Genomic DNA, 24,444 nt, shown 5'->3' with positions numbered 1-24,444 from the left:
GCTTCCGCAGGTGCTGGACGATGGAGAGAGCTGCTTCTATACCAAGAGCAATACAGCAGGAAGGTAGCAACATAGGATGAGATTTCTGTCGGAACATCACACACTACTATTATCAAGGGGGAAACGAAATGTTGGCACAGGCAATTAAGAGAAACCTTAGCAAGGAAGAGAATCAGAGAGGGTTTACGCTGATTGAGTTACTGGCGGTTATCGTTATTTTGGGGATTATTGCGGTTATTGCGATTCCGCTCATTGGTAATATCGTTACTAATTCACGTGAGGATGCAGATCTGGCCACAGCACGTCAAGTTTATGAAGCAGCAAGACTCTATGTCATTGGAGAACAAAATGGTAACTTTGTATCTAATACTTCGGTTACTCTAGAAACACTTCAAACAAATCACTATATTGAAGCCGGCTTAGTATTGCCTAGTACAAAAGTTGCACTCACCCCGGCTACAACATTGGTGAAATTTACTGCAGATGGAATATTGCAGTCTGTTACTTTAACTCCTGCCCCTGCAAAAGTTAGAAATGGTCTTTATACAGCTTCCCAAATCATTACCAAATAAATATATTTGAATTATTCGTTTATAGAAAGGAATCGGAACCATTCCGATTCCTTTTTTAAAATCCCCGAAAGGGACACTAACCCATCATGACTATTTTTATCGCAATCTATATAACTCTACTAGGCCTCACGCTCGGTTCTTTCTATAACGTAGTAGGACTACGGATACCGGCAGCAGAGTCTCTGCTGCATCCGCCATCGCAATGTCCCAAGTGCGGGACGCGGCTTACGCCACTGGATCTGATCCCGGTTCTCAGCTATCTGTTATCGCGGGGGAAGTGCCGGCATTGCGGAACTAGGGTGTCACCAATGTATCTATTTGGAGAAGCCGCAACTGGACTATTATTTCTGGTGATGTATCTGAAATTCGGCCTCACGCTTGAGGGAATTACAGGGATGCTGCTGGTCAGTCTGACGGTCATTATTACAGTCTCTGATCTGAGATATATGCTGATTCCTGACAAGGTGCTGTTATTCTTTGCGCCGGTATTTCTGGTACTGGTTCCTTTCATGGCGGAAGTTCCGCTATGGTATCATTTGCTTGGCGCTTTAAGCGGTGGAGGCGTTCTCCTCCTGCTGGCCCTGTTTGGGGGCATGGGAATGGGTGACGTCAAGCTGTTTGCACTGCTGGGCTGGATCATCGGCTGGCCAAATGTCATTGTGGCGTTTCTGATGGCTTGTGCGCTGGGCGCCGCCATCGGAGGAATTATGCAGCTGCTAGGCATTGTCCAGCGCAAACAGCCAATCCCGTTTGGCCCTTTCCTGGCTCTGGGTTCACTGCTCTCATATCTGTTCGGTCCGGACATTATCGGCGCATATCTTTCGTTTATCGGTTAGGAGGAACATCATCGGATGCTGAGATTAGGTCAACAAGCGGTCGGGATTTCCATTGAGGAATCCGCCATCCGCTGCGTCAGCTTGAAGAAGAATAAAACATGGGAAGTCCGCAAGAAGAAGGTACTTCCGCTGCATCCGGGCATGATTGTCGAGAATCAGATTGCTGACGGTGAGTCGCTGCTGGATATCCTTAAGCCCTGGGTTAAAAAACAGGGCCTTCGCGGTTCGAAGGTGTCCCTGGCTATTCCACCTGCTCAAATCATTATCCGTAAAATGAGTATTCCCAGCACTAATGAAAAACAGCTGGAGCAGCTTGTGAAGCTGGAGGTAGAAACGGGTCTGCATCTGCCTTTTGAAAATCCGGTGTATGATTACGTTACAACAAGCGTGGATGAAAATCAGAGCCATCTGCTGGTATTTGCCGCGCCGCGCAAGCCGATTCAGGATTATATCGATGTCCTGGAAGCGGCAGGTTTACGGGTGGGCAGTGTCGAGATTTCCGCTACGGCGTTAGCAAGAAGCATCATGCTGAATCAGGGCGAAGCCTTTGCAGAAACGATGCTGATCCATCTGGAGCAGTCACTGCTGGATATCTATATGTTCCGTGATGGCAATCCAGTCTTTATCCGTACGATTAATGTTGCCGATCTGCAAGCGGGTAGAGCAGAGCCGGTAGCTCCACCTATGCAGGAAGAGATCAAATTCAGGTCGGAGGCCGCCGCTACGCAAGAGAGTGTGGAAGAACATCTGTCACCTGAACAGATGCTGGAGATTACAGCTGAAATCTCGCGGATGCTGAACTTCTACCAATACAGCTTGCACGATGGCAGTACCCGTATCAGCAATGTACTGATTACTGGGACTTCAGGCATCCGCAGCCAGTTGCATGAGGAGCTTAGCCTGTCTTTATCCGAACAGGAGATTATCCCGGTAAGTCTGGATCAGTTGGAGACCAGTGCGGCTAGAAGCCAGAACCTGCAATTGAATAGCTACCGGATTGCAACCGGAGCTGCACTGGGTTCGGGTGCACAGCATATTAATCTCTTGCCCCGAGAAGATCGTGAGGCCATGTTATTTCCCTATTTGGCCATTGCACTGGTCGGAATCTGGCTGCTGGGCATAGTGGGCACCGGGATCTTTTATGCAGCGAATAAGGGGCAGATTAACGATCAGTCGGAGCAGATCCAGGGTCTGCAGGACCGGAGCGCATTGCTTCAATTGGAGCTGGCCAAAGCTAATAACGGCGGTTCAGGCAAGCTGGACCGTAAAGCGGCCGTTGAAGAGATCCTGAAGTACAAGCTGAATATTGTTTCTGTATTAAATGAGCTGGCTTCCGGGCTGCCGCAAGGGGCTTCGCTTAGCAATATTGGTTACACATACCTCACCTCCATTGATCTGACCGTCAAGATGCTCAAAATGGAGGATGCTTCCGAATATCTCGCTGAACTGCGCAAAATGTCCTTCACGGTTGACGTGAGTATTCAGAAGCTGTCTGAAGGAGATCCGTCCGGAAGTACGCAATCTCCAGCGACTCTAACGAGATTCTACACGGCAATATATCATGTGAATTTGGCGAAAAGCACGCAGCAGGATACTGATGCAGCTAACCCGGGGGAGGCGGATGAAAATGGAACAAATCAATAAATACCGCTCGCCTATTGTGCTGGGGGTTCTTGTCCTGTTCCTGCTGTTGTTCGCGTTCTTCCTTCTGGGGTTCCAGCCTACAAACAGCAGGATTGCGGAGCAGGAATCAGAGATGTCGCAGCTGGAGCAGCAAAACAGCCTCATGGAGAATAAAATAGAAGAGCTGAACCGTTCATCGGAGAATGACGATACTCAGGATGCACTTCTGGCCCAGCTTCCGCGCGGTGACGACAGCGAGCAGCTTATTCTTGATCTGCGAGCCATCGGAACAATGACCAATGCCAGACTGAAAGATATCGGGTTCACGCTGGATGATACAAATCCCATTCAGGTTATGACAGGTTCCTCCGAAGCAGTGTTCCCTTCCGTGAAGGCCCTGAAGATGACGGCCCTGGTGGAAGGAACTTATACTAATGTGCGAAGCTGGATGACTGCACTACAGCTTCTGCCCCGCATTATTAATGTGGACGCGTTCAGTTTCCAGCACTCCAGCGATTCCGGCAACATTATTTCAGCCAATATTACTTTTACGGCCTACTATGAGAAGTCTTCAGAACCTTCAGAAACTTCGGCACAAGTTGCGGCTCTGGATCAAGAGCAGCAGCCCTGAGCTTAGGCAATCATAGGTAGTGCTTTTTTACCCTATATAGTTCCATTTATTCCAGCTCTGGCCCCTATAAACAGGAGGACGGAGCTTTTTTATGCTGTTTTGGGGTTTAACCGTTTACACATGGGGTAGTATTGGGTATTTTAGCTTACGGGCTATCGTAAGTTATATAGTACTTATCGCAGCAGTTGGAGAGAAATAGTTCTTCAATTTATAAAACAGGATTACAAGGAGGCATTCAGGATGAACAAAAAAATGTTGATCGGTTCATTAGCACTATCACTGGGTCTGGTTTCTGCGGGAAGCGGAGCGCTCGCGGCTTCGCCAGCGGTGGGAATAGAGGGAGTAAGAACAGTAGCAGTGTCTGCACCAGGCAAGGAAGGTCCCGCTACGATTAATAACCTTACGGTACGGAGTGTGATTCCGTTGGTTGTCCATGCCAAAGCACTGTATACGTACGCAAGCCGGGGAGGCAACGAATACAAGCCGGAGCTATTCACCTACAAAACGCTTGAATACCGTTATCTGTCCAGTGACCTTGGCACGAAGCAGCAGCTGATGAACTATATTAAGAAAGCGTACACGCATAATGCTGCAGCTTTCTATGTACAGACACAGTTCCTGGAATATAACGGAAGAATGGCCCAGGTCCATGCGGACTTAGGCAATACACTGGATTATACGAAGGCAACAGCCCGGATGATCTCAAAAACGGCACAAGCTGCAGTGTTTGAGCTGACTGTGCCAAGTGAGGGTTCAGATGGAGTTACCGAAACCATAACGGTGAAGCTGAAGAAGGTAAGCGGCTACTGGAGAATCGACATGTCACCGGATACTCTTTTCTAGAGGGGATGGAGAACTGCACTCAGTGCAGCAGCTCCGCAGGGTGAAGAATACCGGCAATCCGGCCTTGATCGGTCACGATAATGCAGTCGTTTCTCATCGGTTCGGGACGCTGCGTGGCTTCGGCCCAGAGCAATTCAGCCGGGGTGGAGATGTCGGCCACCAGAGGTTTGCGGTTCATCAGTTGGGATACAGGTTCATGGTAGAATCTGTCCATACCCATCCGGCCTGTAGCCTTGAGGAAGAAGCGTTCGCACATGATCAGTCCCACGGGTTCATTGCTGCTGCTGCGGACGACGATGCATTTGGACTCCGGATGCTGGAACAATACCCTCAGGGCTTCGCGGCAGGTAAGGGAAGGCAGAACAGCAGGAGCTTGGCGGAGGATCGCGGACAGATCGGTGGTTGATGCTGTAGTCATAAGAATTCATCCTTTCTGAAGAGGTCTACTTCAACTGTAGCGCGCAATCGTAAATTATAATGGCTTCCCGGGTAAGCCCTATGTAAAGGATGCCATTATTTATTAAAAAGCATGCTTGGACTACAGTTTGAGTTTCCGCCTAATGTTACGCACGAACGGCTGTGCCTCCCTTTTACAAGGAGGGCACAGCCGTTTTTACTTGCAGCAGCTTATTGGCCCTTTACTCCGTCCTCCACCAGCTGTCTGCCCGGGGATTCCGGCTGCGCAGATTTGCTCATGCCGCCGCGGTTGATGGCAATGACGCGTTTCTGGGCGTAGTAGGTATCGCGCGAAAGTTTCTTCTTCTCCATGGTTTTACCGTCCACATAGCGGGTAATGTAAGTCTCTACTACATAGCCGGTTTTGCCGGCCTGCAGGACCCTTGTTCCGCCCTTCGGAAGCGAGGCATCGCTCACATACTTGTCGGTGGGAGGAAGTACCTCAACAGTGCGGGATTCTACGGAATAAGTAACGTTTCTCGGAAAAGTACCGAACAGCTTGACGGTCAGCGTGCGCCCCTGGACTGTGGATTTGATAATCAGATATTTGCCGGTATTGTTGCGAAAGCGGAAATTGATATAGCCCTCGGCAAAAGTGGCATCCTGGCCCTTGGGCAGGTAGCTGACCGGAAGAGAATGGTTGCGCCGTTCAACGATCTCAAGCCCGGAGCGCAGCGCGGCATTATACAGGGTGCTGGAGACCTGGCAGATTCCCCCGCCCGTGCCGGGCTGCAGCTTGCCGTTTACAATCACCGGGGCCTCGCGGAAGCCATATTCCGCCTGGGCCTTCTGGATCGCTTTTCCGTAATCGAAAATAGCGCCAGGCGGCAGTATAGTCCCGTTGACTGCTTTGGCGGCAGCCTCCACATTGAAGCTGCGCCCGGGTCCGCTGGCCCCGAGTGAGGTGCTGAACTGGGTGATTTTGCGCTCGATGCCTTGATCCTTGAGCGCCTGCAGTGTGACATTCGGCTGCTTGACCGTTAAGGGCACCTCCAGCAAAATGCGTTTACCCTCCAGTGCCCCGTTGCCGGCAAGCCGGGTTGGTACGGCCGCCTGCAGGGCAAGCTCCAGCGCATGCCAGTCTACCTCGAAGGAGGTGGTCCCGGGAGTATAGACGACACGGTCATCACTGGTAATCTGCCGCACCGCGTCGACAGGAACGCCGAAGGATTCTTTTTCCCAGGCCGGACTTAGGCTGTTCATGAGCTGCGAAATCTCCAGATGAATTCCGATATTCCAGTTCCCGTTCCAATTGTACCGGGCCTGTACCCGGTCCATTAGCGGACCGTCCGTCAGCGTCTTCAGGGCGCGCCGGAATTCCTGGGCTTCATAGGTTACCCCTGCCTGCTGCAGTGAGACACTCAGCCCGGTATCCCCCTTGGCCTTCAGAGTGAGCGGCGTAGCTTCCAGCGCCTGAAGTCTTGCCTCCAGTGCGGCCGTCACCTCGGTGATGTCCTGGCCGCTGATATCCCAGCCGGCAATGGCTGTTCCCTTGGGCAGGGTGGTCTGGGTGCCATATAAATGAAACCCTCCGGCAACCAGCGAGCCGGCCAGAATCAGGCCGAAACCCGCGATGAGGGCAGCGTGTACTTTTTTCATAAGCAATCTCCTTCTGTAGGGGCGGATTTGCGCCGGAAGCGGCGCGGGCCATGGACACAAGTGTTAAGGAACGCCTGGGAATGCCGATATATATAAGAGCTGGAGCTGGAGTAAACCTGATATTTTTATGTATATGTAAGGATTCGGTAAAACTTTCGGGTACTCAAGGGGTTAGGGATTTGTTACAATAGATACGCCTGCGATAATAATGCAGTTTATGGAAGCTTCCGCAGTTTGGTGCCCGGTGGACAAGGCCCGGCGGAATATGTCAGAATCGGGAAGTGAAAAGATGATCGAGATGCAGGATGTATGGAAGACCTATCCTAACGGAACCCATGCGCTCCAGGGGATATCTGTCAAGATCGACCGTAATGAGTTCGTGTATGTCGTCGGACCGTCCGGCGCAGGTAAATCAACGTTCATGAAATTAATTTATAGAGAAGAAACACCGACCAAAGGACAGATCTCAGTAGGCGGGTTCAATATCGGCAAGCTTAAGCCCCGCAAGATTCCTTATGTCCGCCGCAACATCGGCGTGGTGTTTCAGGATTTCCGCCTGCTGCCGAAGATGACGGCTTATGAGAATGTCGCTTTTGCCATGGAGGTTATCGAGGCGCCGAAGAAGGTTATCAAGAAACGTGTGAATGAAGTGCTCGATCTGGTGGGACTGCGCAGCAAAGCGGGACGTGAGCCCTCACAGCTCTCAGGGGGAGAGCAGCAGCGGATCGCCATTGCCAGAGCCATTGTCAACAATCCTTCCGTCATTATTGCGGACGAGCCTACAGGCAACCTGGACCCGGAGACCTCCTGGGGCATTATGCAGCTGCTGGATGAGATTAATTTTCGCGGAACAACGATCGTAATGGCTACCCACAACAGGGATATTGTCAACAAAATGCGCAAACGGGTGCTGGCTATTGAGAACGGGACGATTGTCAGAGACCAATTGAGAGGGGATTACGGTTATGAGTTTTAAAACCTTCTTGCGGCATGTGCGGGAAGGCTTCAAAAACGTATTCCGCAACGGCTGGATGTCAGTGGCCTCCATCACGTCCATCGTTGTCTCTCTCTTCGTGCTCGGAGTGTTTATATTGCTGGTGCTCAATGTCAATGAAGTAGCGGACAAAGCAGACAGCCAGGTGCAGATCAACGTGCATCTGACGCTGAATACGGACCAGAAAATGCGGGAGAAGCTGGAAAACGAAATCGGCAGTATGCCGGAAGTCAGCAAGGTGGAGTTCGTCTCCAAAGAACAGGGTCTGAAGGAATTCCGTGAAGATATGGGGCCGGATGCCGCCGAGCTCCTGGAAGGCTTCGATGAAGATAATAATCCGCTGCCGGACAAGCTACTCGTAGAGGTGATCGAGCCGACAACTGTTCCGTTTGTAGCTGAGAAGATAGAAGCGCTGAACAAGACCCATGAAGAGCAGCCGATCTACAAAGTGAATTATGGCAAAGGCTCGGTGGAGACCTTGTTTAAAGTAACTAAGGCTGTGCGCAACATCGGGTTTATTTTTGTGGCAGGTCTGGCGCTGATGTCCATGTTCCTGATCTCGAACACCATCCGCGTAACGATTCTCGCCCGCCGCAAGGAAATCGGCATCATGAAGCTCGTAGGGGCAACGAATTATTTTATCCGCTGGCCGTTCTTTATTGAAGGAGCACTCATCGGGCTGATCGGCTCGCTGGTTACTTCGGGTGCGCTGTATGTGGGCTATAGCAGTCTGGTCTCTTCGGTGCAGGGAGATCCGATGCTGGGGCTGCAGCTGATCCCATTTCAAGATATCTGGCTGCTGCTGTGCGGACTGCTGGTTGGCCTCGGAGTATTGATTGGTGTGTGGGGAAGTACCGTATCGATCCGCAAGTTCTTGAAGGTATAGCATAAATAAAATTCACATTTGAACAAAGGACGGGGAGTGCGAGTTGAAGAAGATTGTCGCCGGAATAGCCGTAATGTTGCTGGCTGTCACAATGTTCGGGCCCTCTGACGGATATGCCAAGAAAACAAGTGTTGCCGAGATTGACAAGCAGCTGAAGCAGCTGCAGCAGGAGGTCCAGGCGGCCAAAGCGGCGCAGGAGAAGGCGGCATCCCGCAATCAGGAAGCGCAGCACTATAAGAATAAGACGACGCTGAATCTCCAGTATGTGCTGGACCAGATTGACCAGGTGAAGGGCGAGATGACGACCATTTCCGGTAAAATCGCCAGTACGGAGGAGTCGCTTAATGTGACGGCAACTGAACTGGACGATGCAGAGGCACGTGTGGCTTCCCGCGAAAAACTGCTGGAATCGCGTGTCCGCCTGATGTACACGGATGGTGCAGTCTCTTATCTGGATGTGCTGCTGTCCTCCACCAGCTTCTCGGATTTCCTTGACCGGGCCGATTCCCTGAAGATGATCGTGGATCAGGATCAGGATCTGCTGGTGCAGCATAAGCTGGACAAGCAGACGGTCATCGCGAAGAAGCAGGAGCTGGAGGGGCAATACGCCCAGGCTAAGCAGTTGTATACCGATCTGGAGTCTCAGCGAAGTGTGCTGAAGGAGAAGGAAGCGGAGAAGCAGGAGCTAATCGCTTACTACGATGAAGAGATTCAAGAGGCTGAGGTGATCTCCGAAGAGCAGAATGCCAAGCTGGTGCAGCTGGCCAGCAACCGCTCTGCCCTGGAGGAGCAGAAGGACAAGCTCAAGGCTGAGGAAGCAGCACGCCGGGCAGCGGCGGCCAAAGCTGAAGCGGCACGCCGGGCGGCGGCAGCTGCAGCCAAAGCGGCCAAGGCCGCCAAGTCTGCGAGCAGCGGCGGAAGCTCCATTGCCAGCGTAGAGGAATATGCCGGCGGTGACGGGCCGTTCCTGCTGCCGGTAGGCTCGGCGCGTGTCTCCTCGCCGTATGGTGTCCGGACGCATCCGGTTACAGGTGAAGTCGGCAAAATGCATACTGGCGTAGACTTTGCGGTTCCGCAGGGTACGAATATTCATGCGGCGGATTCCGGTACTGTCCTGGTGGCGGAATGGTGGAGCGGCTACGGCTATTGCGTAATCATTGACCATGGCGGCGGGGTATGGACGCTGTACGGCCATATCCGCGAAGGCGGAATCAAAGTGAAACCGGGTGAACGGGTAGAACGCGGACAGACCATTGCCGAATCCGGTGCCACCGGACGCGTGACCGGCCCGCATCTGCATTTCGAAGTGCGGGTCGACGGCAAGACGGTTAATCCTATGCCTTATCTGTAAATTTAAGCTCTAATAAATATAATTTGATTCAGCGGCATATACTGGAAGAGATGCCGTTTCTCATGGAACGGACCCTTGCGGGTGATAAGATGGACAAGAAGGGACGGTGGGAACATCATGTTAAAGAAGAGTACCGCGGCCTTTATGATCGTCGCCGCGCTGCTGTGCGGCAGCCTGCTGACCCTGGGCGTGACCGGCTATGCGCATGTATTCGGACAAGCGGCAGGCGAGGGAATTGCGACGGTCCTGCAGACAGCCGGACTGCAAGACAAGGAATCCAAGAAGCTAGGTACCGCCCTCAGCCTGATCGAGAGCAATTATTATGAGACCGTGGACCGCGAGAAGCTGATCGACGGCGCTGTCAACGGTATGATGGAAGCACTGGGCGACCCTTATTCCAACTATATGGGCAAGGAAACGGCAGCAAGATTCGAGGAGAGTATCGAAGGCTCGTTCTCGGGCATCGGTGCTGAAGTCTCCTCGGATAACGGCAAGGTCGTTGTAGTCTCGCCGATCAAAGGTTCACCGGCTGAGAAGGCCGGCATTCAGGCCAAGGATGTAATCCTCTCCGTGAATGGCGAATCGCTGGAGGGGCTGGAGCTTAATGATGCTGTAGCCAAAATCCGCGGCCCCAAGGGAAGCGATGCAACCCTGAAGATTCAGCGTACCGGTACAGCAGAGCCGCTGGAATTCGTCATTACCCGCGATGATGTGAGACTGGAAACGGTCTACGCTACGATGGAGAAGGACAACATCGGAGTGATCGAGGTTACGCAATTCTCACAGAATACTGGGAAGCGGTTCGAGGAAGAGCTGACCAAGCTGGAAACGCAAGGCATGAAGGGACTTGTCATTGATGTCCGCAATGACCCCGGCGGTGTGTTGCCGGTCGTTATCGAAATGGCAGAGCAGTTTGTACCGGCCGGCAAAGCCATCGTGCAGGTCGAAGACAAAAACAAACAGCGCGAGGTCAGCACCTCAAAGGGCTCCAGTAAAAAGTATCCGGTAGTTGTGCTGATGAACAAAGGCAGCGCGAGCGCTTCGGAGATCATGGCTGGAGCACTGCAGCAATCTGCGGGTGCAAAGCTGATCGGTGAGGACTCGTTCGGGAAAGGCACCGTCCAGACCAGCTTTGAAGAGCAGCTGGGTGACGGCAGTCTGCTGAAGATTACGATTGCCAAGTGGCTGACACCAGACGGCACCTGGATTCACGGCAAGGGCATCAAGCCGGATATTGCGGTCGCCCAGCCGGATTACTTCTCGGTGGCGCCGATTAATAAGAGTGTAACGCTGCAATATAATATGAACAGCACGGATGTCAAAAGCGCACAGACGATGCTGGATGGTCTGGGCTATAAGCCGGGCCGTAAGGATGGATATTTCGATGCCGGTACCAAGGAAGCGGTCAAGAAATTCCAGAGCGCCGCTAAGCTGAAGTCAACAGGCGTGATTGATGCCAAGACCGCAGAAGCGCTGGAGCTGGCGCTGATCAAGGTCATTCAGGATCCGGCCAAAGACAATCAGCGGAATAAGGGAATCGAAGAGATCCGGAAGGAAATCAAGGCTACGGCGTCGAACAAGTAAGAAGGCTGATTCCAGCCTTCTTTTTTTCTACAAATAGAAGAAAGTTTATGTTGTACGCTAAAAGCTGAAGGCGATACAGAGTATTGCTGCTTCGATAACATAGACTCATTTTAGAGGACACCTAATACATTTCCACTAGTCCCGGACGAAAAGGAGTGTGACGAACGGTTTGAATGTGATGTTGGAACTGCTTGCTAGCTGGGGTACAGCGGTCATTCATCTGCTGATTCAGCCTTATTACTATATCGCTCTTATATTTATTGCACTCTATTACCGCAGGCAGGTTGCGCTGGAGCGGAAGCTCATCCATGTGAAGCTGCACAGCTGGGGCCGGGAAACATGGCGGACGGTGTGGACCGGCGGGGTTGCGGGACTTATTGTTTCCTTAGCAGCTGTAGCCTTGGGTATCTCTTTGTCCTATACGGCTGTAGCCTGCATCTGGGTGGTCAGTCTGGTATTAATGCTTTTTCGTGTGCGCTATTTATGCTTTGCGTATTCTATAGGTGTGCTGGGAATTGTACAGTTTGTTCTTTCGTTCTTTCCGGATACGCTGCAGAGCGGAGCCGCGGGAACGATTGCCGGGGCGCTGCGGGAGATGGATATCCCGGCGCTGCTGGTGCTGGCCGCGCTGCTCCATCTGGCTGAAGCGCTGCTGGCGCGCTGGCAGGGCGCCAGGCTGGCGACCCCGCTCTTCCTGGCCGGCAAGCGCGGCAAGGTGGTCGGCGGCTACCAGCTGCAGGCCTTCTGGCCGCTGCCGCTGTTTCTGCTGATTCCCCCGGGTGCGGGAATCGGTGAACTGCCCTGGCATCCGCTGCTGGGCGGGGGCCTGGGTCTGGTCTCCCTGCCGGTCATCATCGGCTTCAGCGAGATGACCCAGGGCATGCTGCCCGGACGCAAGGCGGCCCGCACTTCAGGACGGCTGCTGGTATACAGCATCGTCCTGCTCGGCTTAAGTCTGCTTGCGGACTGGTGGAGCCCGCTGACCCTGGTCGCGGCGCTAAGTGCAGTGCTCCTGCACGAAGGGTTAAGCTGGTACAGCGCTCTGGAGGAGCGCAGTATCAGTCCCGTCTTCGTGCATCCCCCGGCCGGCCGCAAGGTGCTGGCCGTGCTGCCGGGCAGCCCCGGGCAGGAGCTGGGCATCCTGCCCGGCGAGGTCCTGCTGAAGGTCAACGGGGTCCTGTTGACCGGCGCGGCGCAGCTGCATGAGGCGCTGCGCATGAACCCGGCGTTCTGCAAGCTGGAGGTGCTGAACCGCGAAGGCGAGAGCAAATACCTCCAGCGCGCGATCTACGATGGCGATCACCATCAGCTCGGCATCATTCTGGTGCCGGAGCCGGACGGAAGCGTGACCGCAGAGGCCAAGCCGTCCAGCATCTTCAGCATCATCGGGATGCAGACGGGAACCCGCCAGCGGGGGCATACGCCCGGGCGGCGGGGCCGGAAGAAGCCTGCCGCCTCTGCGGAGGCTAAGCAGAAACCTGCCGGAGTCTGACGGGGCAGCATAACTGAATGAAACCGTGAAGGCCAGTTCTCCCTGATTATCATCCAGGGAGAACTGGCCTTTTTTAGAGAAAGTTGAGAGAATACCTGCTTAATTATGCAACTTGAAGACACCATCATCCCGCAAACCCGCCAATCCAGCGAGAATCTTGTAGAAAGTACAACAATGTACGCTCAGTAGCCGCCAATCCGATGGAAATCCTGTATGAAATACAACAATATACGCCCACCACCCGCTCATCTGGTGGAAATCCTGCAAAAAATACAACAATATGCGCTCAGCACCCGCCAATCCGGCGAAAATCCTGCAAAAAGTACAACAATGCACCATTTTACCCGCCAATCCGGCAGAATTCCTGCATTACGTACAACAATATGTCCCGGTTACCCAAACCCGGCCAACCGCCAACCTATGGTTCATTCCAATCTCGTATACGCCAAATTTAATGTCCCACAGAAGTCCCCGTTCTATCTCCACCTGAAAAACCTAAAGTCTCCAGAAATCGAGACTACCCTCCTGAGGAGGAATCGCTGCCCCGCATGTACTACCGTGCTGCTCCCCGTGCCGCTCCCCATGTACTACCCGAGCCGCCACGATCCCCTACCCAAGCCCCTACCCGATCCCCTGACTCTTCAAATAGAGAATGGCGATCTGTGTCCGGTCCCGCAGCCCAAGCTTGCTGAGGATATCGGTAATATAGTTTTTGACTGTGCCTTCGCTTAAGAACAGCTTCCCGGCAATCTCTTTATTGGTAAGTCCCTCTGCAATCGAGGACACTATGGTCAGCTCTGCTTTAGTCAGCCCGTAGGATTCCAGAGCCTGCCTATGGGCGGCTTCCTGACGGACAGGCGGCTGGAGGAAGCCGGCCAGTTTGCGGGCGATATCCGGATGAATGAGCATGTTGCCCTCATGTACAGTCTTGATGCCCTGAATGATCCGGTCCGGCGGAATGTTCTTGAGCAGATAACCGCTGGCTCCGTTACGCAGTGCTTCAATGATATATTCATCATCGTCGAAGGTAGTCAGCATCAGAACGGCTACGTGCGGATAAGCTTCTTTGATCAGGCGTGTGCCTTCGACGCCACCGCAGCCCGGCATCCGGATATCCATGAGTGCGACATCAGCCCCGCCGCCTGGCGCCCCCAGCAAAGCGAGCGCTTCAAAGCCATCTCCTGCCGTTCCGGCCACCTCAATCTCAGGGTCCAGCCCAACCAGCACCTTCAAGCTCTCACGGATAAAAGAGTCGTCGTCCACGATTAATACTTTAATCATCCTATGTTTAGCTCCCTCTCACTGTAAATGGGGCTCTGCCAGCCCATAACTATTACTGAAAATCCTCTCCTTGCCTGTACACAGGCAACCGGGTAATGACTGTGAACTGCGGCACTGGCCGCAGCTCAAGGGTTCCGCCGATCAGGACGGTGCGTTCCGTCATACCGGTTAGACCCATGCCTCCGCCGCTTTGCAGTTTATGCAGGACGTCTTCTTCGGGCAGCCGGCCGTTATTTCCTGCCTCCATCATGATCTCGTGATCCCTATACGATAAGGTAATCCAGACAGAGTCCGCCTTGCCGTGCCGCAGTGCATTGGTGATGGCTTCCCGGGCGTTTTTGTAGAGCACGACCTGAATGCTCGGGTAGAGCGGATAGGGAATCCCTTGCACAGTATAGGCGGTTGCAATACCGGTATCACGGCCTACCTCCTCCAGCAGCCGGTCGAGCGCATACGCACCTTCAAGCTGCGGCGTATAGTTGATCCGCTTCAGCGCAGCCCGCATATCTTCCATACTGGCCGAGAGCTGGTCCCGGACCTGATGCATCATGCCAAGGCCAGTTTCGGGAGCAGCCGGCAGCGTATGGATGGCGGCTTCGGTCATCATTTTGACCCGGATTAGCCGGTGTCCGATATCATCATGCAGCTGGCGTGCGATCCGCACCCGTTCCTCCGCTTGCGCGGCAACCTCTACCTGCGAGGTGAACTGGAGCAGGCGCGAGCGTGCTTCCTCAAGCTCGAAATGCTTCTTGCGCAGCTCATCGTAAAGAAACAAGGTATCTGTGCGGCCGCGTCCAGTCCGGATCAGCTGTATATTCAGTGCGGCGGCCAGCAGGAAGGTAAGGTTCGTGAACGCCTGCACAGCCGGGGCAGCATCGCGGAAGGCAACATTGAGCAGCAACAGGTGAATACAGAAGAAGGCTATTGCCGTATTCTTACGCTGCAGCCAGGAGTAGGACAGTACCGCCGACAGGGCCGGAAAAATCATCAATGTGCTGTACTGGTAACACAGCCAGGCTGTGAAGATCAGCTCAATGCCCCCGGTGAGCAGAGGGAAGGGCTGCGGCAGTTTTGTGCCAAGCGTCGCGATCAGGAGCAGCAGGAGGAAATGAAGCGTGAACTGTTCATAGTCGGCGTACTCATAGACGTAGATAGATAGTACTGCAGGAATGATAATGAGACCGTAACGCAGCATATTCAGTTCTCTGGTCAATTAGGGTCATCCTTTTTTGGAATATATGAATTTATATGTCTTACTCGATAACTTATCCTTCTATCGCTTCTCAGGTATCTCCATCTTAGCATAAGAGCGCCATCGTTCAGGAGATGACTTTGGTCACCTCTGGAGGATGACCTTCTGTACCTTCGGCGGCGCCTTCACTGCGCTACAATGAGAATACGAGAACTAAGGGAACAGGAGCGATGGCAAATGGCACTTGCGGTATTAACCGATGTGGTGAAAAGGTATGACAGCAAACTGATCGTGGACCATGTGAATTTCAGTCTGCAGGAAGGTGAAATATTCGGTCTGCTCGGCCCTAATGGTGCCGGGAAAAGCACAACAATCAGCATGATCTGCGGTCTGCTTAAGGCGGACAGCGGCGAGATTATGATCGATGGCCTGTCCGTAAGGGAGAAGCCGCTGGAGGTTAAGAAGCGTATAGGGCTTGTCCCTCAAGAGCTGGCTTTATACGAGAATATGTCGGCGGCAGAGAATGTAAGCTTCTTCGGGAAGCTGTATGGCCTGCGCGGGAAGCTGCTGAAGGAACGGATCCAGGAAGCGCTCGAATTCACAGGTCTTAGCGACCGGGCCAGGGATAAGCCGTCCACCTTCTCGGGAGGGATGAAACGGCGCCTCAATATCGCCTGTGCCATCATGCACCGGCCGCGGCTGATCATTATGGATGAGCCGACCGTTGGCATTGATCCGCAGTCCCGCAATCACATTCTGGAATCAGTCAAAACACTGAATAAGCTGGGCTCAACGATTATCTATACCAGCCACTATATGGAGGAGGTAGCAGCGGTCTGTGACCGGGTGGCAATTATGGATAAAGGTCATATTATTGCCTGCGGCACGGAAAGCGAGCTGCGGGAACGGGTAGCCCATGAGGAGAAAATCGTAGTTAAGGCGGCGAATATCACTCAAGCTCTAATTAACGAGCTTCGTCAGCATCCACGGATTAGCCGGGTGGAGGTTGTGCAGGATGCTGTGGAGATGTATCTGCCTTCTTCACAAAATGAGCTGCAGGACATTCTGTTTATTTTCGCCAAGCATGAAGGGGTAATTGCCTCCCTTAACATTGAAGAGCCGGATCTGGAGACGTTGTTCCTCAGTCTGACCGGACGGACATTACGGGATTAGAGGGGGGACAGCGAGATGAATACCTGGACCATTATGAACTATGAACTGCGCAGATTGTTCCGCTCACGTTCGATGCTGCTTAATATGTTTCTGCTCCCGCTGGTGCTGATCTTTCTGCTGGGGGCTTCGCTCTCCGGGGTGGTGGGTGTGAAAGAAGCCGATGAGATCGACCCAGTACGGGTAGCTGTTGTGAATGCCGCAGGCGGAGAAGCAGGGACCTCTGCTATGATAACTGCTTTTCTGGAGGCACCGGAAGTGAAGGATCTCATCATCGCCCACAAGCCAGAGAGCCGGGAGGCGGCAGAAAGCGGGCTTCGTACAGGCAAATACGCCTATGCGGTCATTGTCCCTTCCGGCTTCGATGAAGAGGTACAGCGCGGAGAACACGCCCGGCTGGAGTTTATTCTCGGCAAGGATCATACCGATAATCTGGTGGCGGGAACGGCTTTTGACAATTTTCTTAGTACGATCAATTACAAGCAATCGGCAGCGGTAGCGCTTGGGCCGGAAGCACTTGCAGTTCCTCCGGTAACGGCAGAGGCAGGGGCAGTGGTGATGGGTGATCTGAATAACGGGGGTAAAACCTATACAGCCTCCCAGTTCTACGCGGCTTCCATGCTGATGATGTTTCTTCTGTACACCGGGCTGACGGTAACGGGCTCTCTCTTCAGTGATAAAGAGAACCATACGCTTTTTCGGATCAATTCGATGCCGGTCAAGGGCTCCCAGCTGTTTATCGGCAAAATGCTGGGGGTAGGCCTGGTCAGCATCCTTCAGTGTCTGGCGATCATTGTGCTGTCAGACCGGCTGTTCGGTGTATACTGGGGCAACCGGCCGGGACTTCTATTGTTGTTCTGCCTGTTGATGATCATCGCGTCCATGACGTTCTCCATTGTCATCTGCCTGTTCAGCAAAACTTCGGCCAGTGCAACGAATGTTATTAATGTTCTCGCCGTAGTGATGACCTTCGTCAGCGGGGGGATGGCTCCGCTTCCTGATTCCTGGGTGAACAGCATCGGTGCATTCACAGTCAACCATTGGGCACAGCAGGCGATTATCCGCATGATGCTCCATTCCGGTCTGAAGCAGATTCTGCCGAACTTATGGGTGATGTGTCTGATTTGTGCAGTTCTGCTGTGTGTAATGACTGTCTCATACCGGAAGGTGGGCTACCATGAATAAAATAATAACCATTGCCTGGAATATGATCCGCCGAAGCCTGGGCTCTGTCAAAGGGGTGCTGATATTTATTCTGCTGCCCAGTGTTGTGGTTGCAGGAATCATTTCGCTCACTGGGGGCGTTGGCGATGGTCCGGCGACCATATTGTACGCCAATATGGATAAGGGTGCTGCCGGAAAGCATCTGCTCTCCGAACTGGAGCAGACCGGCGATTACAAGTTTGAGCAGCGCAGGGATGAGGCGGCATTGAAGGAAGCGGCGATCGGGCAGGAGGGGGCGGCAGGGATATGGATTCCAGAGGGGTATTCAGCCGCCCTGATTGCCGGGCAGGAGCCGAAGATTAGCATCTATGAGCTTCGCGCGAGCGAGAGCTCCATTATCGTCAAGATGAAGGTCAATGCGATTGCCGGAAACATGGCTGAAGCTGCGCATGCCGTTGCTGCACTCAGCGGAGGCGCGGCAGCAGATCAGCAGGCGCAGTTCGCTGCTGTACTGAAGCAGGCGGAGCAGCATCATGTGGGAAGCATTCGTACGGATTATGATTTATACCCCCGGGAGACGCTGGGTGTGATTACCGGTCTGACGCTCATGTTCCTGATGACACTGGTGACAAGCTCCGTGTCCCTGATCAACGATGACCGCCGGGGGCGCACGATGATGCGGATGTTCAGCGCCCCGGTCCGCTCTTACGAAATTGCCCTCGGCAATTTCCTAGGCAGCTTTCTCGTAGGGATTATTCAGATCATCGTGGTGCTCTCGCTTGGGAGATGGGTGCTACGCTACGATTATGAGATGCCGATGTTTCTCTACTTCCTGGTTCTGGCCGCATTCATGCTGGTATCCATGGGCATCGCCAGCACCGTAGCGGGACTGATCCGTAATCCGCGCAATGCCGGCATGCTCAATTCGCTGATCCTTATACCCACCTGTATGCTGGGCGGCTGCTTCTGGCCGATCTCGATCATGCCGGATTATATGCAGAAGCTAGCTAATTTCACACCGCAGAAATGGGCCATCCAGGCGGTAGATATCGCCGCAACGGGCGGAGGCTGGAACGAGCTGTGGCTGCCTTTTGCCATTCTGGGCCTGATGGCGGCAGTCCTGCTGACGATTGGCTCCACCATACTGCGTCCGAATGAAGCGGGAATCAGTGGCTGAGCTTTAACATGCGTCGTGGTTTATAGCCATGTGTTTTTAGGAGGAGCCCGTCACCAAGGGTTCCTCTTTGTCTTTTTTAGGGACCCAATACAGAGTAAAGGGAGTAGAATGCAACATGGAATTCATCTTATATTTGCTGCTGATTCTGTTATTCACCAAACTGGCAGGGGAACTGTCCGTGCAGCTGGGGCAGCCTGGTGTTCTTCGCCGCCGCTGTCCTTGCAGGCTGGCTGGTTGTACCCCGGGTGATGCGCTGGCTTGCTCCGCTGCGGGTGACCGAAGCGACGATCACGGCAGCGCTGGTGATTCTGTTCGGATATGCTTATTTCGCTGAAATGATGGGGATGGCAGGCATTATCGGCGCGTTTGCCGCCGGGATTGCCAGTGCACAAACCTCCTTCAAGCATGTGGTGGAGTCCAAAGTAGAGCCGATTGCGTACTCGCTGTATGTGCCGGTCTTTTTTGTCAGCAGCGGTCTCAGTGTCAGCTTTGAGGGCCTCGGCAGCCAGATCGGATTCATGGTGGTGTTGTCGCTGGTCGCCATTCTGGCCAAGCTGCTTGGCGGCGGAATAGGCGCACGCCTTACCGGCTTCAATACCCGCTCGTCACTGGTGATTGGTACAGGAATGATCTCCAGAGGCGAGGTCGCCCTGGTCATTGCGGCCACGGGACTTGAGAGCGGGCTGCTGCGGAAGCAATATTTCACCGGTGTTATCATTGCCGTAATTATCACCACATTGGTGACACCGCCGCTGCTTAAGGTGGTGTTCCGGGAAGAAGAGATACAGGGGGTATGAATCCGGGTTAAGAGCAGCAGAGCAACTTGTCCATATTCTTTTTAAATAGATCTCTCGTTTCCAGGCTGTCCTCAACAGAACGGCCTTTGAATGATCAACTAAGCAAATCCCGCCAGTGAAATTAAACTGGTGGGATATTTTAATGCTTCAGGACTAAAAGCATAACATTATGCTCTATTAGATGATGATATCCATCAGTTCCCAGGCTGCTTCTACCGTGGGCAGCTCAATCGATCGCTTGGTGCCAAAATCCAACCGATAGCCATCCTCCATTTCATACTGCAAAATAAAGTAGCCCTTATGCTCCTCGATCTCCGTATAGGGATCCAGAGTAGCCAAGGTAAAGTAACTGACCGCAGCATCAGAATAGACTCGGCCACAGTCAGAGGTTGAATACCCTACTTTTTTTCTGGCTCTGGAACCTTTTCTTTATTTCTAATGGATTCTATAGCTTGTGTTAGCCCTTTTAAAGAGGCGTCCAAATTATCTAATTTTTCGCCAACAGTTTGTAATACATAGCGAATCAGAATAAAGCAAAGCGTCACGGGAAAACCGACATTAGTTACTAGCGATATTAAATCTGCAACTTGCATCAGTGCTACTCCTTTCTCTTTTATCTTTACCAATAGGGAAAAGAATTGCCACGTTCTACAACTTAGATGTAAAATATAATTAATAGAAACATATGTTCTTATTTAAGTTGTTAAATTAATCCCAAATTTCCCTATATATAGACACATTCAGTGAGGTGATATCTCGAATGGGAAAAGACACATCAATTTACGAGCGCTACAAAACCGAAATTTACCGAATAGGTTGGAGATTACAGTACAGAGCCAAAAAGATCAGAAGCCGAGAATGTTCTATTGACGACCATAATCCTAGCACACCTGACTTTACAGTAGTATCTGATGAAAAATTAATAGTTCAGCAGTTGTTTGCCACTTTAACCCCGCAAGAAAGATCACTACTGATAAAAATATATTTTCAGAACCTATCTGAAGCTGAAATTGCAAAACAATATCATATCAGTCAACAGGCGGTGAACAAATGGAAAAGAAAGATGATACAGAAATTATCTCAGACGATGAGATGATGAATTTATTGCACGCTGCCAAGAAAAGAGACAAGGAAGCCACTTTAAAACTGGTAGATCTATATAAGGAAGATATACAAAGAATAAGTCGATATATTTATTTACCGACTGAAGATGTAGTCTCTATGATTATCGTTGAGTTTCTAGAAATTTTATATAAATAAGCATTTTTCATAATTCATATTTTGATTCAAAGTCATAGTTAGGCCACAGTGGAAATTAATTGTAAACCACTCATAAGCTACGTATTAACCTTAAGAGGACCACTTCAAATGAAGCGGTCCTTTATTTCAGAAGAAGTCGAAAGAAAATAAGGTTGTAGACTGCCACAATAGGTTCGATCGTTGTGGAGAATTTATCTGTATGCAAATAGTGATGGGTAATTTCCTTAGTGTGAAGGTGGTGTATATAAGATTGGTGGCACTGCGTGGAAACCTATCTTAAATGCTTTCTTATTAAGGATATAAAATCCTTATTATGCAAAATCAACACCATTGATTTTGATGTCGGTATATTTTTTATTTTTTGGAATAAAGTGATATGATGGTTTTAGTATATATTTGCAGAGGAGGACAACATTGTGAAATGGGTGGGTTTAGGCTGTAAATTCATCTAAGTCTTGGCATACAAAGCAACGATCCTGCAAGGAGCATGTAGCAGTTGTCGACCTCTTAAGAGGCAGAACGAGAAATCTTAGGACTGTACTGTCGTGACAATATAGGGCAATCCGTCAGGTGTCGATATCCAAAGTGCGATCACAGGGAATATTTCAAGGTCCGGTTTTTCCGCCACCGGATTGACAGAAAACAAGGGAGGCCTAATATTTTTATGCGTAGTCGAAAGGTTCATTTAGCATTAAGAATTATATTTGCTGCCATTCTTATTTTCCTCTTATTCCAAAGTTATGGTAACACTCTTCGAATTTTGTTAAGTTCCGAAACAACCTTAGGAAATGTGGTTACCGTTCTACCTAAAAAGGATATAACAACAATTACTTTTCTTGCTAAAAATGACATAAAAAACGAAATCAAACTTACAGACGATGATATTCTTAGCGATATGATTAATCGACTTTCAAACTTGGAAGTCAAGGAAAAGATAAAAGGTGATCATAATTCAACAGATCAGTTTGACTCGATATGGTTAGATGTTCAGGGAACCCTAAAAATTATTCTGAATGTCTCAGAAGATAGGAATGAACTGCTTGTAATTGATCTTAACGATGAGAAAAAAATCAACCGTTGGTATTCTATCATTAACAAAGAGGATATTAATAATTTAGTAAGCACCATAATGGAAAAGAAAATAAATTGATAATTAAAAAAACCCATGTCATTTTCATGCCTGGTCGGGATTACCCCCCTAACGTGAGACAAATCAAAACACCTTCAAGAGAATGAAACCATGTCGTAAGATATGGAGATAACCTTGAAGGTGTTTTTGCGTTGGCAAATGAGTTAGCTACAGTAGAAATTATGATGGAATCCATTGAGATGAAAGAAATGAACCGGAGTTACAGTGCGGGAGGTCATGGAGCAGTTAGGCATCCGAAATGTGACTTCACTAAAGGTATGGATGAAGTGGTATCGAAAAGGTAAAATTCACCCCTGTAGCTGTAGGTAAGCAGTATAGTTAGGTCCGTAACACTCTTCAGAGTACGGAAAAATTGTGGCTTACAGTATAGCAGATAAGCAAGACACTTCCTTGGTTTTGGATACGTTAAACCAACTTCCAAAGCAGGAAACGGTGTTACTCCATAGTAACCAGGGCAGTGTCTACACCTCCTTTGTGTACAAGAGGCCGTCAAAGGAAAAGGCATTACCATGAGCATATCCCACAAGGGAGCGCCTGCTGATAATGCTCCCATTGAATCGTTTCATTCCAACGCTAAAGTCTAAAAACATTCTATCTCGAAGGGTTAACCTGCAAAACGCCTGCAATCGTTAAACAGACCGTTCGAGACTACAGTATCTATTACACCTAAATTCGAATTCAAACGAAGCTAAAAGCCAGTCGCCGATTAAATTCCGACGACTGGCTGCTTAGACTTGTAAGGTGTTTCGATCCCAGTCTCATTTACAGGCGGCAGTCTCATAATACCAAACAAGGCTTTTATTAGTTAGCATTGATCCAACCCGAAGGTGTATGAAGACGAGTAATTGTCCCATAGCCCGAAACAAATCTCCAGTTATCGGCACTATTGTTATAAGTGTATTCTAAAAATGGAAGCTGAACTTCAATTTGATCATATTGTGCGCTACTGTTTATAGCAGTGTTTACTGTTGCAAGAAATGAGAGTCCTTTATTTGCCATGAATTCGGCAGATGCTTTTTCATCTGGGAACAATGAAGAAAATACGGCGACAATTCCAGATGCAAGACTGGGTATAGTTTTCTTAAATATCAGAAGAGACAAAACTGAAGTAACTGCAGACACAGCAGAAATGAAATTAGAACTATTTGGTACCTTGATACCATGCTGAATAATAGCATTTTGTTCAGTAAGCGCTTGGGACACTTGAGATTTGGTCATCACAACAACCTGCGTATACTCATTTGTATAAACGGACATTTAAATTCCTCCTGTTTTGTATTTAGCCTAGCAGGGCGTTCTCGGCTAAACACTTCATTTAGTTAAGGTAAGAAAAGTGCCCTTTACTTTCCTCCTCACCTATTAGGGAGATTTTGAATATCACTTAACAACCAAGGTAGAAACATTAAATAATTTATGTGTTGAAACTTCTGTATTTTCGTCGTCTTCTCTATACAGAAGAAGAGAAGATTTGATCGCATTCTACCGTTTCTTACGGCAAAAAAACTCGTTATCTTCTATAAAATGAAAAAATGAGCGATTCAATAATGCAGCAAATGTTCGACGATTTTATTCAACAACTAGATCAGACAGGAATAGCCGATTGGACGATTGCAAATTACAAGGCAACTGCTTCCCTGGTTGCTAGGGACATTAGTAAAATGAGAGAAGAGTTACTTTTAAAACTTTTTTCAGCAAAAGGGATATTAGTAGAATCAGTTAAAGCCGCTGCCCACAGTTCCCTTGCTTTTTTATTGTGCTCCTTCGGTACGGGCGATGAGATTTCCTTAAGTCTGCTTATCGTCAAAAACTGCTGTTCTTCGCCGTTACCGTCCTCGCCGGCTGGCTGTACCCCGGGTTATGTGATGGAGTCCAAAGTAGAGCCAATTGCGTACTCGCTGTATGTGCCGGTCTTTTTTGTCAGCATCGGTCTCAGTGTCAGCTTTGAGGGCCTCGGCAGCCAGATCGGATTCATGGTGGTGTTGTCGCTGGTCGCCATTCTGGCCAAGCTGCTTGGCGGCGGAATAGGCGCACGCCTTACCGGCTTCAATACCCACTCGTCACTGGTGATTGGTACAGGAATGGTCTCCAGAGGCGAGGTCGCCCTGATCATTGCAGCCACGGGCTTAGAGAGCGGGCTGCTGCTGCCGCAATATTTCACCGGCGTTATCATTGCTGTAATTATTACCACACTGGTGACACCGCCGCTGCTAAAGAGTATGTTCCGGGAAGAAGCGGTACGGAATTCGCCTTAATTGCTATGCGGCGATACCAGGTTATTCTTTAACAGGCTGTCCTCTACAGGGCAGCTTTTTTGCGTTGTACCTCTGGAAGGAGGCGCCACCCGCCTTAAGACCGAGAACGAAACCCTCCGCCGGACCGTTTTGGC

Annotated in this window: 25 protein-coding genes and 2 pseudogenes; 20 read left to right on the top strand and 7 right to left on the bottom strand. The window is 50.7% G+C overall.

The genetic code is table 11. The annotated features are described in order from the left end of the window. Positions 1–128 precede the first annotated feature (128 nt). From NSU01_RS32815 to NSU01_RS32795, 5 genes are all read left to right on the top strand, one after another. Positions 129–572, top strand: coding sequence for a prepilin-type N-terminal cleavage/methylation domain-containing protein (locus tag NSU01_RS32815; protein WP_076246451.1), 444 nt, complete (start codon positions 129–131; stop codon positions 570–572). 86 nt (positions 573–658) lie between these two features. Continuing rightward, positions 659–1,408: an A24 family peptidase gene (locus NSU01_RS32810; RefSeq protein ID WP_076246453.1), complete on the top strand. Its 750-nt coding sequence runs from the start codon at positions 659–661 to the stop codon at positions 1,406–1,408. 15 nt (positions 1,409–1,423) lie between these two features. Continuing rightward, entirely contained in the window at positions 1,424–3,052 is a 1,629-nt protein-coding gene (gene pilM, locus NSU01_RS32805) for a pilus assembly protein PilM (protein WP_076246456.1), read from the top strand. Further along, entirely contained in the window at positions 3,036–3,662 is a 627-nt protein-coding gene (gene gspM / locus NSU01_RS32800) for a type II secretion system protein GspM (RefSeq protein WP_076246459.1), read from the top strand. Before pilM ends, gspM begins: the two co-directional genes overlap by 17 nt. A gap of 240 nt (positions 3,663–3,902) precedes the next feature. Continuing rightward, positions 3,903–4,505, top strand: a complete 603-nt coding sequence (locus tag NSU01_RS32795) for a DL-endopeptidase inhibitor IseA family protein (RefSeq protein WP_076246462.1) — start codon at positions 3,903–3,905, stop codon at positions 4,503–4,505. Positions 4,506–4,524: 19 nt separating this feature from the next. Here NSU01_RS32795 and NSU01_RS32790 read toward each other — a convergent pair whose 3' ends face one another. Beyond that, complete coding sequence (locus NSU01_RS32790) at positions 4,525–4,923, bottom strand: hypothetical protein (RefSeq protein ID WP_076246465.1); 399 nt, start codon at positions 4,921–4,923, stop codon at positions 4,525–4,527. A gap of 209 nt (positions 4,924–5,132) precedes the next feature. Next, positions 5,133–6,560 (bottom strand): VanW family protein, encoded by a 1,428-nt coding sequence (locus NSU01_RS32785; protein ID WP_076246468.1) that lies wholly within the window; start codon positions 6,558–6,560, stop codon positions 5,133–5,135. Positions 6,561–6,849: 289 nt separating this feature from the next. Here NSU01_RS32785 and ftsE point away from each other — a divergent pair, with 289 nt between their 5' ends. The 5 genes from ftsE to NSU01_RS32760 all read left to right on the top strand — a co-directional run bounded on the left by ftsE (position 6,850) and on the right by NSU01_RS32760 (position 12,867). Next, positions 6,850–7,536: a cell division ATP-binding protein FtsE gene (gene ftsE / locus NSU01_RS32780; RefSeq protein ID WP_042140204.1), complete on the top strand. Its 687-nt coding sequence runs from the start codon at positions 6,850–6,852 to the stop codon at positions 7,534–7,536. Next, positions 7,526–8,440: a permease-like cell division protein FtsX gene (gene ftsX / locus NSU01_RS32775; RefSeq protein WP_042140203.1), complete on the top strand. Its 915-nt coding sequence runs from the start codon at positions 7,526–7,528 to the stop codon at positions 8,438–8,440. Before ftsE ends, ftsX begins: the two co-directional genes overlap by 11 nt. A gap of 43 nt (positions 8,441–8,483) precedes the next feature. After that, positions 8,484–9,791, top strand: a complete 1,308-nt coding sequence (locus NSU01_RS32770) for a M23 family metallopeptidase (protein WP_042140202.1) — start codon at positions 8,484–8,486, stop codon at positions 9,789–9,791. Positions 9,792–9,908: 117 nt separating this feature from the next. Next, positions 9,909–11,375: a S41 family peptidase gene (locus NSU01_RS32765; protein ID WP_076246471.1), complete on the top strand. Its 1,467-nt coding sequence runs from the start codon at positions 9,909–9,911 to the stop codon at positions 11,373–11,375. A gap of 178 nt (positions 11,376–11,553) precedes the next feature. After that, entirely contained in the window at positions 11,554–12,867 is a 1,314-nt protein-coding gene (locus tag NSU01_RS32760; RefSeq protein ID WP_083705661.1) for a PDZ domain-containing protein, read from the top strand. A 621-nt stretch (positions 12,868–13,488) separates the two neighbouring features. On the opposite strand, the gene NSU01_RS32755 is transcribed toward NSU01_RS32760, so the two are convergent. After that, positions 13,489–14,148 (bottom strand): response regulator transcription factor, encoded by a 660-nt coding sequence (locus NSU01_RS32755; RefSeq protein WP_042140200.1) that lies wholly within the window; start codon positions 14,146–14,148, stop codon positions 13,489–13,491. A gap of 52 nt (positions 14,149–14,200) precedes the next feature. Further along, a complete protein-coding gene (locus NSU01_RS32750) occupies positions 14,201–15,361 on the bottom strand; it encodes a histidine kinase (protein ID WP_076246476.1) in 1,161 nt (386 codons plus the stop codon). A gap of 216 nt (positions 15,362–15,577) precedes the next feature. Between NSU01_RS32750 and NSU01_RS32745 the strand changes: the two genes are divergently transcribed. From NSU01_RS32745 to NSU01_RS32730, 4 genes and pseudogenes are all read left to right on the top strand, one after another. Further along, on the top strand, positions 15,578–16,513 hold the full coding sequence (locus tag NSU01_RS32745; protein WP_042140198.1) for an ABC transporter ATP-binding protein: 936 nt from the start codon (positions 15,578–15,580) through the stop codon (positions 16,511–16,513). A 15-nt stretch (positions 16,514–16,528) separates the two neighbouring features. After that, positions 16,529–17,695 (top strand): ABC transporter permease, encoded by a 1,167-nt coding sequence (locus NSU01_RS32740; protein ID WP_076246479.1) that lies wholly within the window; start codon positions 16,529–16,531, stop codon positions 17,693–17,695. Further along, entirely contained in the window at positions 17,688–18,851 is a 1,164-nt protein-coding gene (locus NSU01_RS32735) for an ABC transporter permease (protein ID WP_076246481.1), read from the top strand. Before NSU01_RS32740 ends, NSU01_RS32735 begins: the two co-directional genes overlap by 8 nt. 194 nt (positions 18,852–19,045) lie before the next feature. Then, a pseudogene (locus NSU01_RS32730) lies at positions 19,046–19,648 on the top strand (cation:proton antiporter); the annotation flags it as partial. 177 nt (positions 19,649–19,825) lie between these two features. Here NSU01_RS32730 and NSU01_RS32725 read toward each other — a convergent pair. Together NSU01_RS32725 and NSU01_RS32720 are read right to left on the bottom strand one after the other, a co-directional pair. Next, entirely contained in the window at positions 19,826–19,987 is a 162-nt protein-coding gene (locus NSU01_RS32725) for a hypothetical protein (RefSeq protein WP_179093579.1), read from the bottom strand. A gap of 59 nt (positions 19,988–20,046) precedes the next feature. Continuing rightward, positions 20,047–20,241: a hypothetical protein gene (locus NSU01_RS32720; RefSeq protein ID WP_076246486.1), complete on the bottom strand. Its 195-nt coding sequence runs from the start codon at positions 20,239–20,241 to the stop codon at positions 20,047–20,049. A 167-nt stretch (positions 20,242–20,408) separates the two neighbouring features. Between NSU01_RS32720 and NSU01_RS32715 the strand changes: the two genes are divergently transcribed. The 5 genes and pseudogenes from NSU01_RS32715 to NSU01_RS32695 form a co-directional block, all read left to right on the top strand. After that, positions 20,409–20,744 carry a sigma-70 family RNA polymerase sigma factor gene (locus NSU01_RS32715; protein ID WP_042140194.1) on the top strand — a complete coding sequence of 112 codons (336 nt, stop codon included), beginning with the start codon at positions 20,409–20,411 and terminating at the stop codon, positions 20,742–20,744. Continuing rightward, the gene (locus NSU01_RS32710; protein ID WP_076246488.1) at positions 20,699–20,908 is read left to right on the top strand and encodes a hypothetical protein; all 210 of its coding nucleotides are present in this window, start codon (positions 20,699–20,701) and stop codon (positions 20,906–20,908) included. Before NSU01_RS32715 ends, NSU01_RS32710 begins: the two co-directional genes overlap by 46 nt. Before the next feature lie 664 nt (positions 20,909–21,572). Beyond that, positions 21,573–22,058: a hypothetical protein gene (locus NSU01_RS32705; RefSeq protein ID WP_076246491.1), complete on the top strand. Its 486-nt coding sequence runs from the start codon at positions 21,573–21,575 to the stop codon at positions 22,056–22,058. A gap of 131 nt (positions 22,059–22,189) precedes the next feature. Beyond that, positions 22,190–22,342, top strand: coding sequence for a hypothetical protein (locus NSU01_RS32700; RefSeq protein WP_256703965.1), 153 nt, complete (start codon positions 22,190–22,192; stop codon positions 22,340–22,342). 61 nt (positions 22,343–22,403) lie between these two features. Then, positions 22,404–22,725, top strand: a pseudogene (locus NSU01_RS32695) (IS3 family transposase); the annotation flags it as partial. Positions 22,726–22,859: 134 nt separating this feature from the next. Here NSU01_RS32695 and NSU01_RS32690 read toward each other — a convergent pair. Continuing rightward, complete coding sequence (locus NSU01_RS32690) at positions 22,860–23,315, bottom strand: hypothetical protein (protein ID WP_042140192.1); 456 nt, start codon at positions 23,313–23,315, stop codon at positions 22,860–22,862. Positions 23,316–23,587: 272 nt separating this feature from the next. On the opposite strand from NSU01_RS32690, the gene NSU01_RS32685 reads away from it, so the two are divergent. After that, positions 23,588–24,310, top strand: coding sequence for a cation:proton antiporter (locus NSU01_RS32685; protein ID WP_083705654.1), 723 nt, complete (start codon positions 23,588–23,590; stop codon positions 24,308–24,310). The last annotated feature ends 134 nt before the right edge of the window (positions 24,311–24,444 follow it).

The sequence above is a fragment of the Paenibacillus sp. FSL H8-0259 genome (assembly GCF_037963255.1).
GTDB classification, from domain to species: Bacteria; Bacillota; Bacilli; order Paenibacillales; family Paenibacillaceae; genus Paenibacillus_AQ; species Paenibacillus_AQ phytohabitans.
The sequence above is the reverse complement of the archived record's forward strand: the minus strand, read 5'-3'. Positions and strand labels throughout refer to the sequence as shown.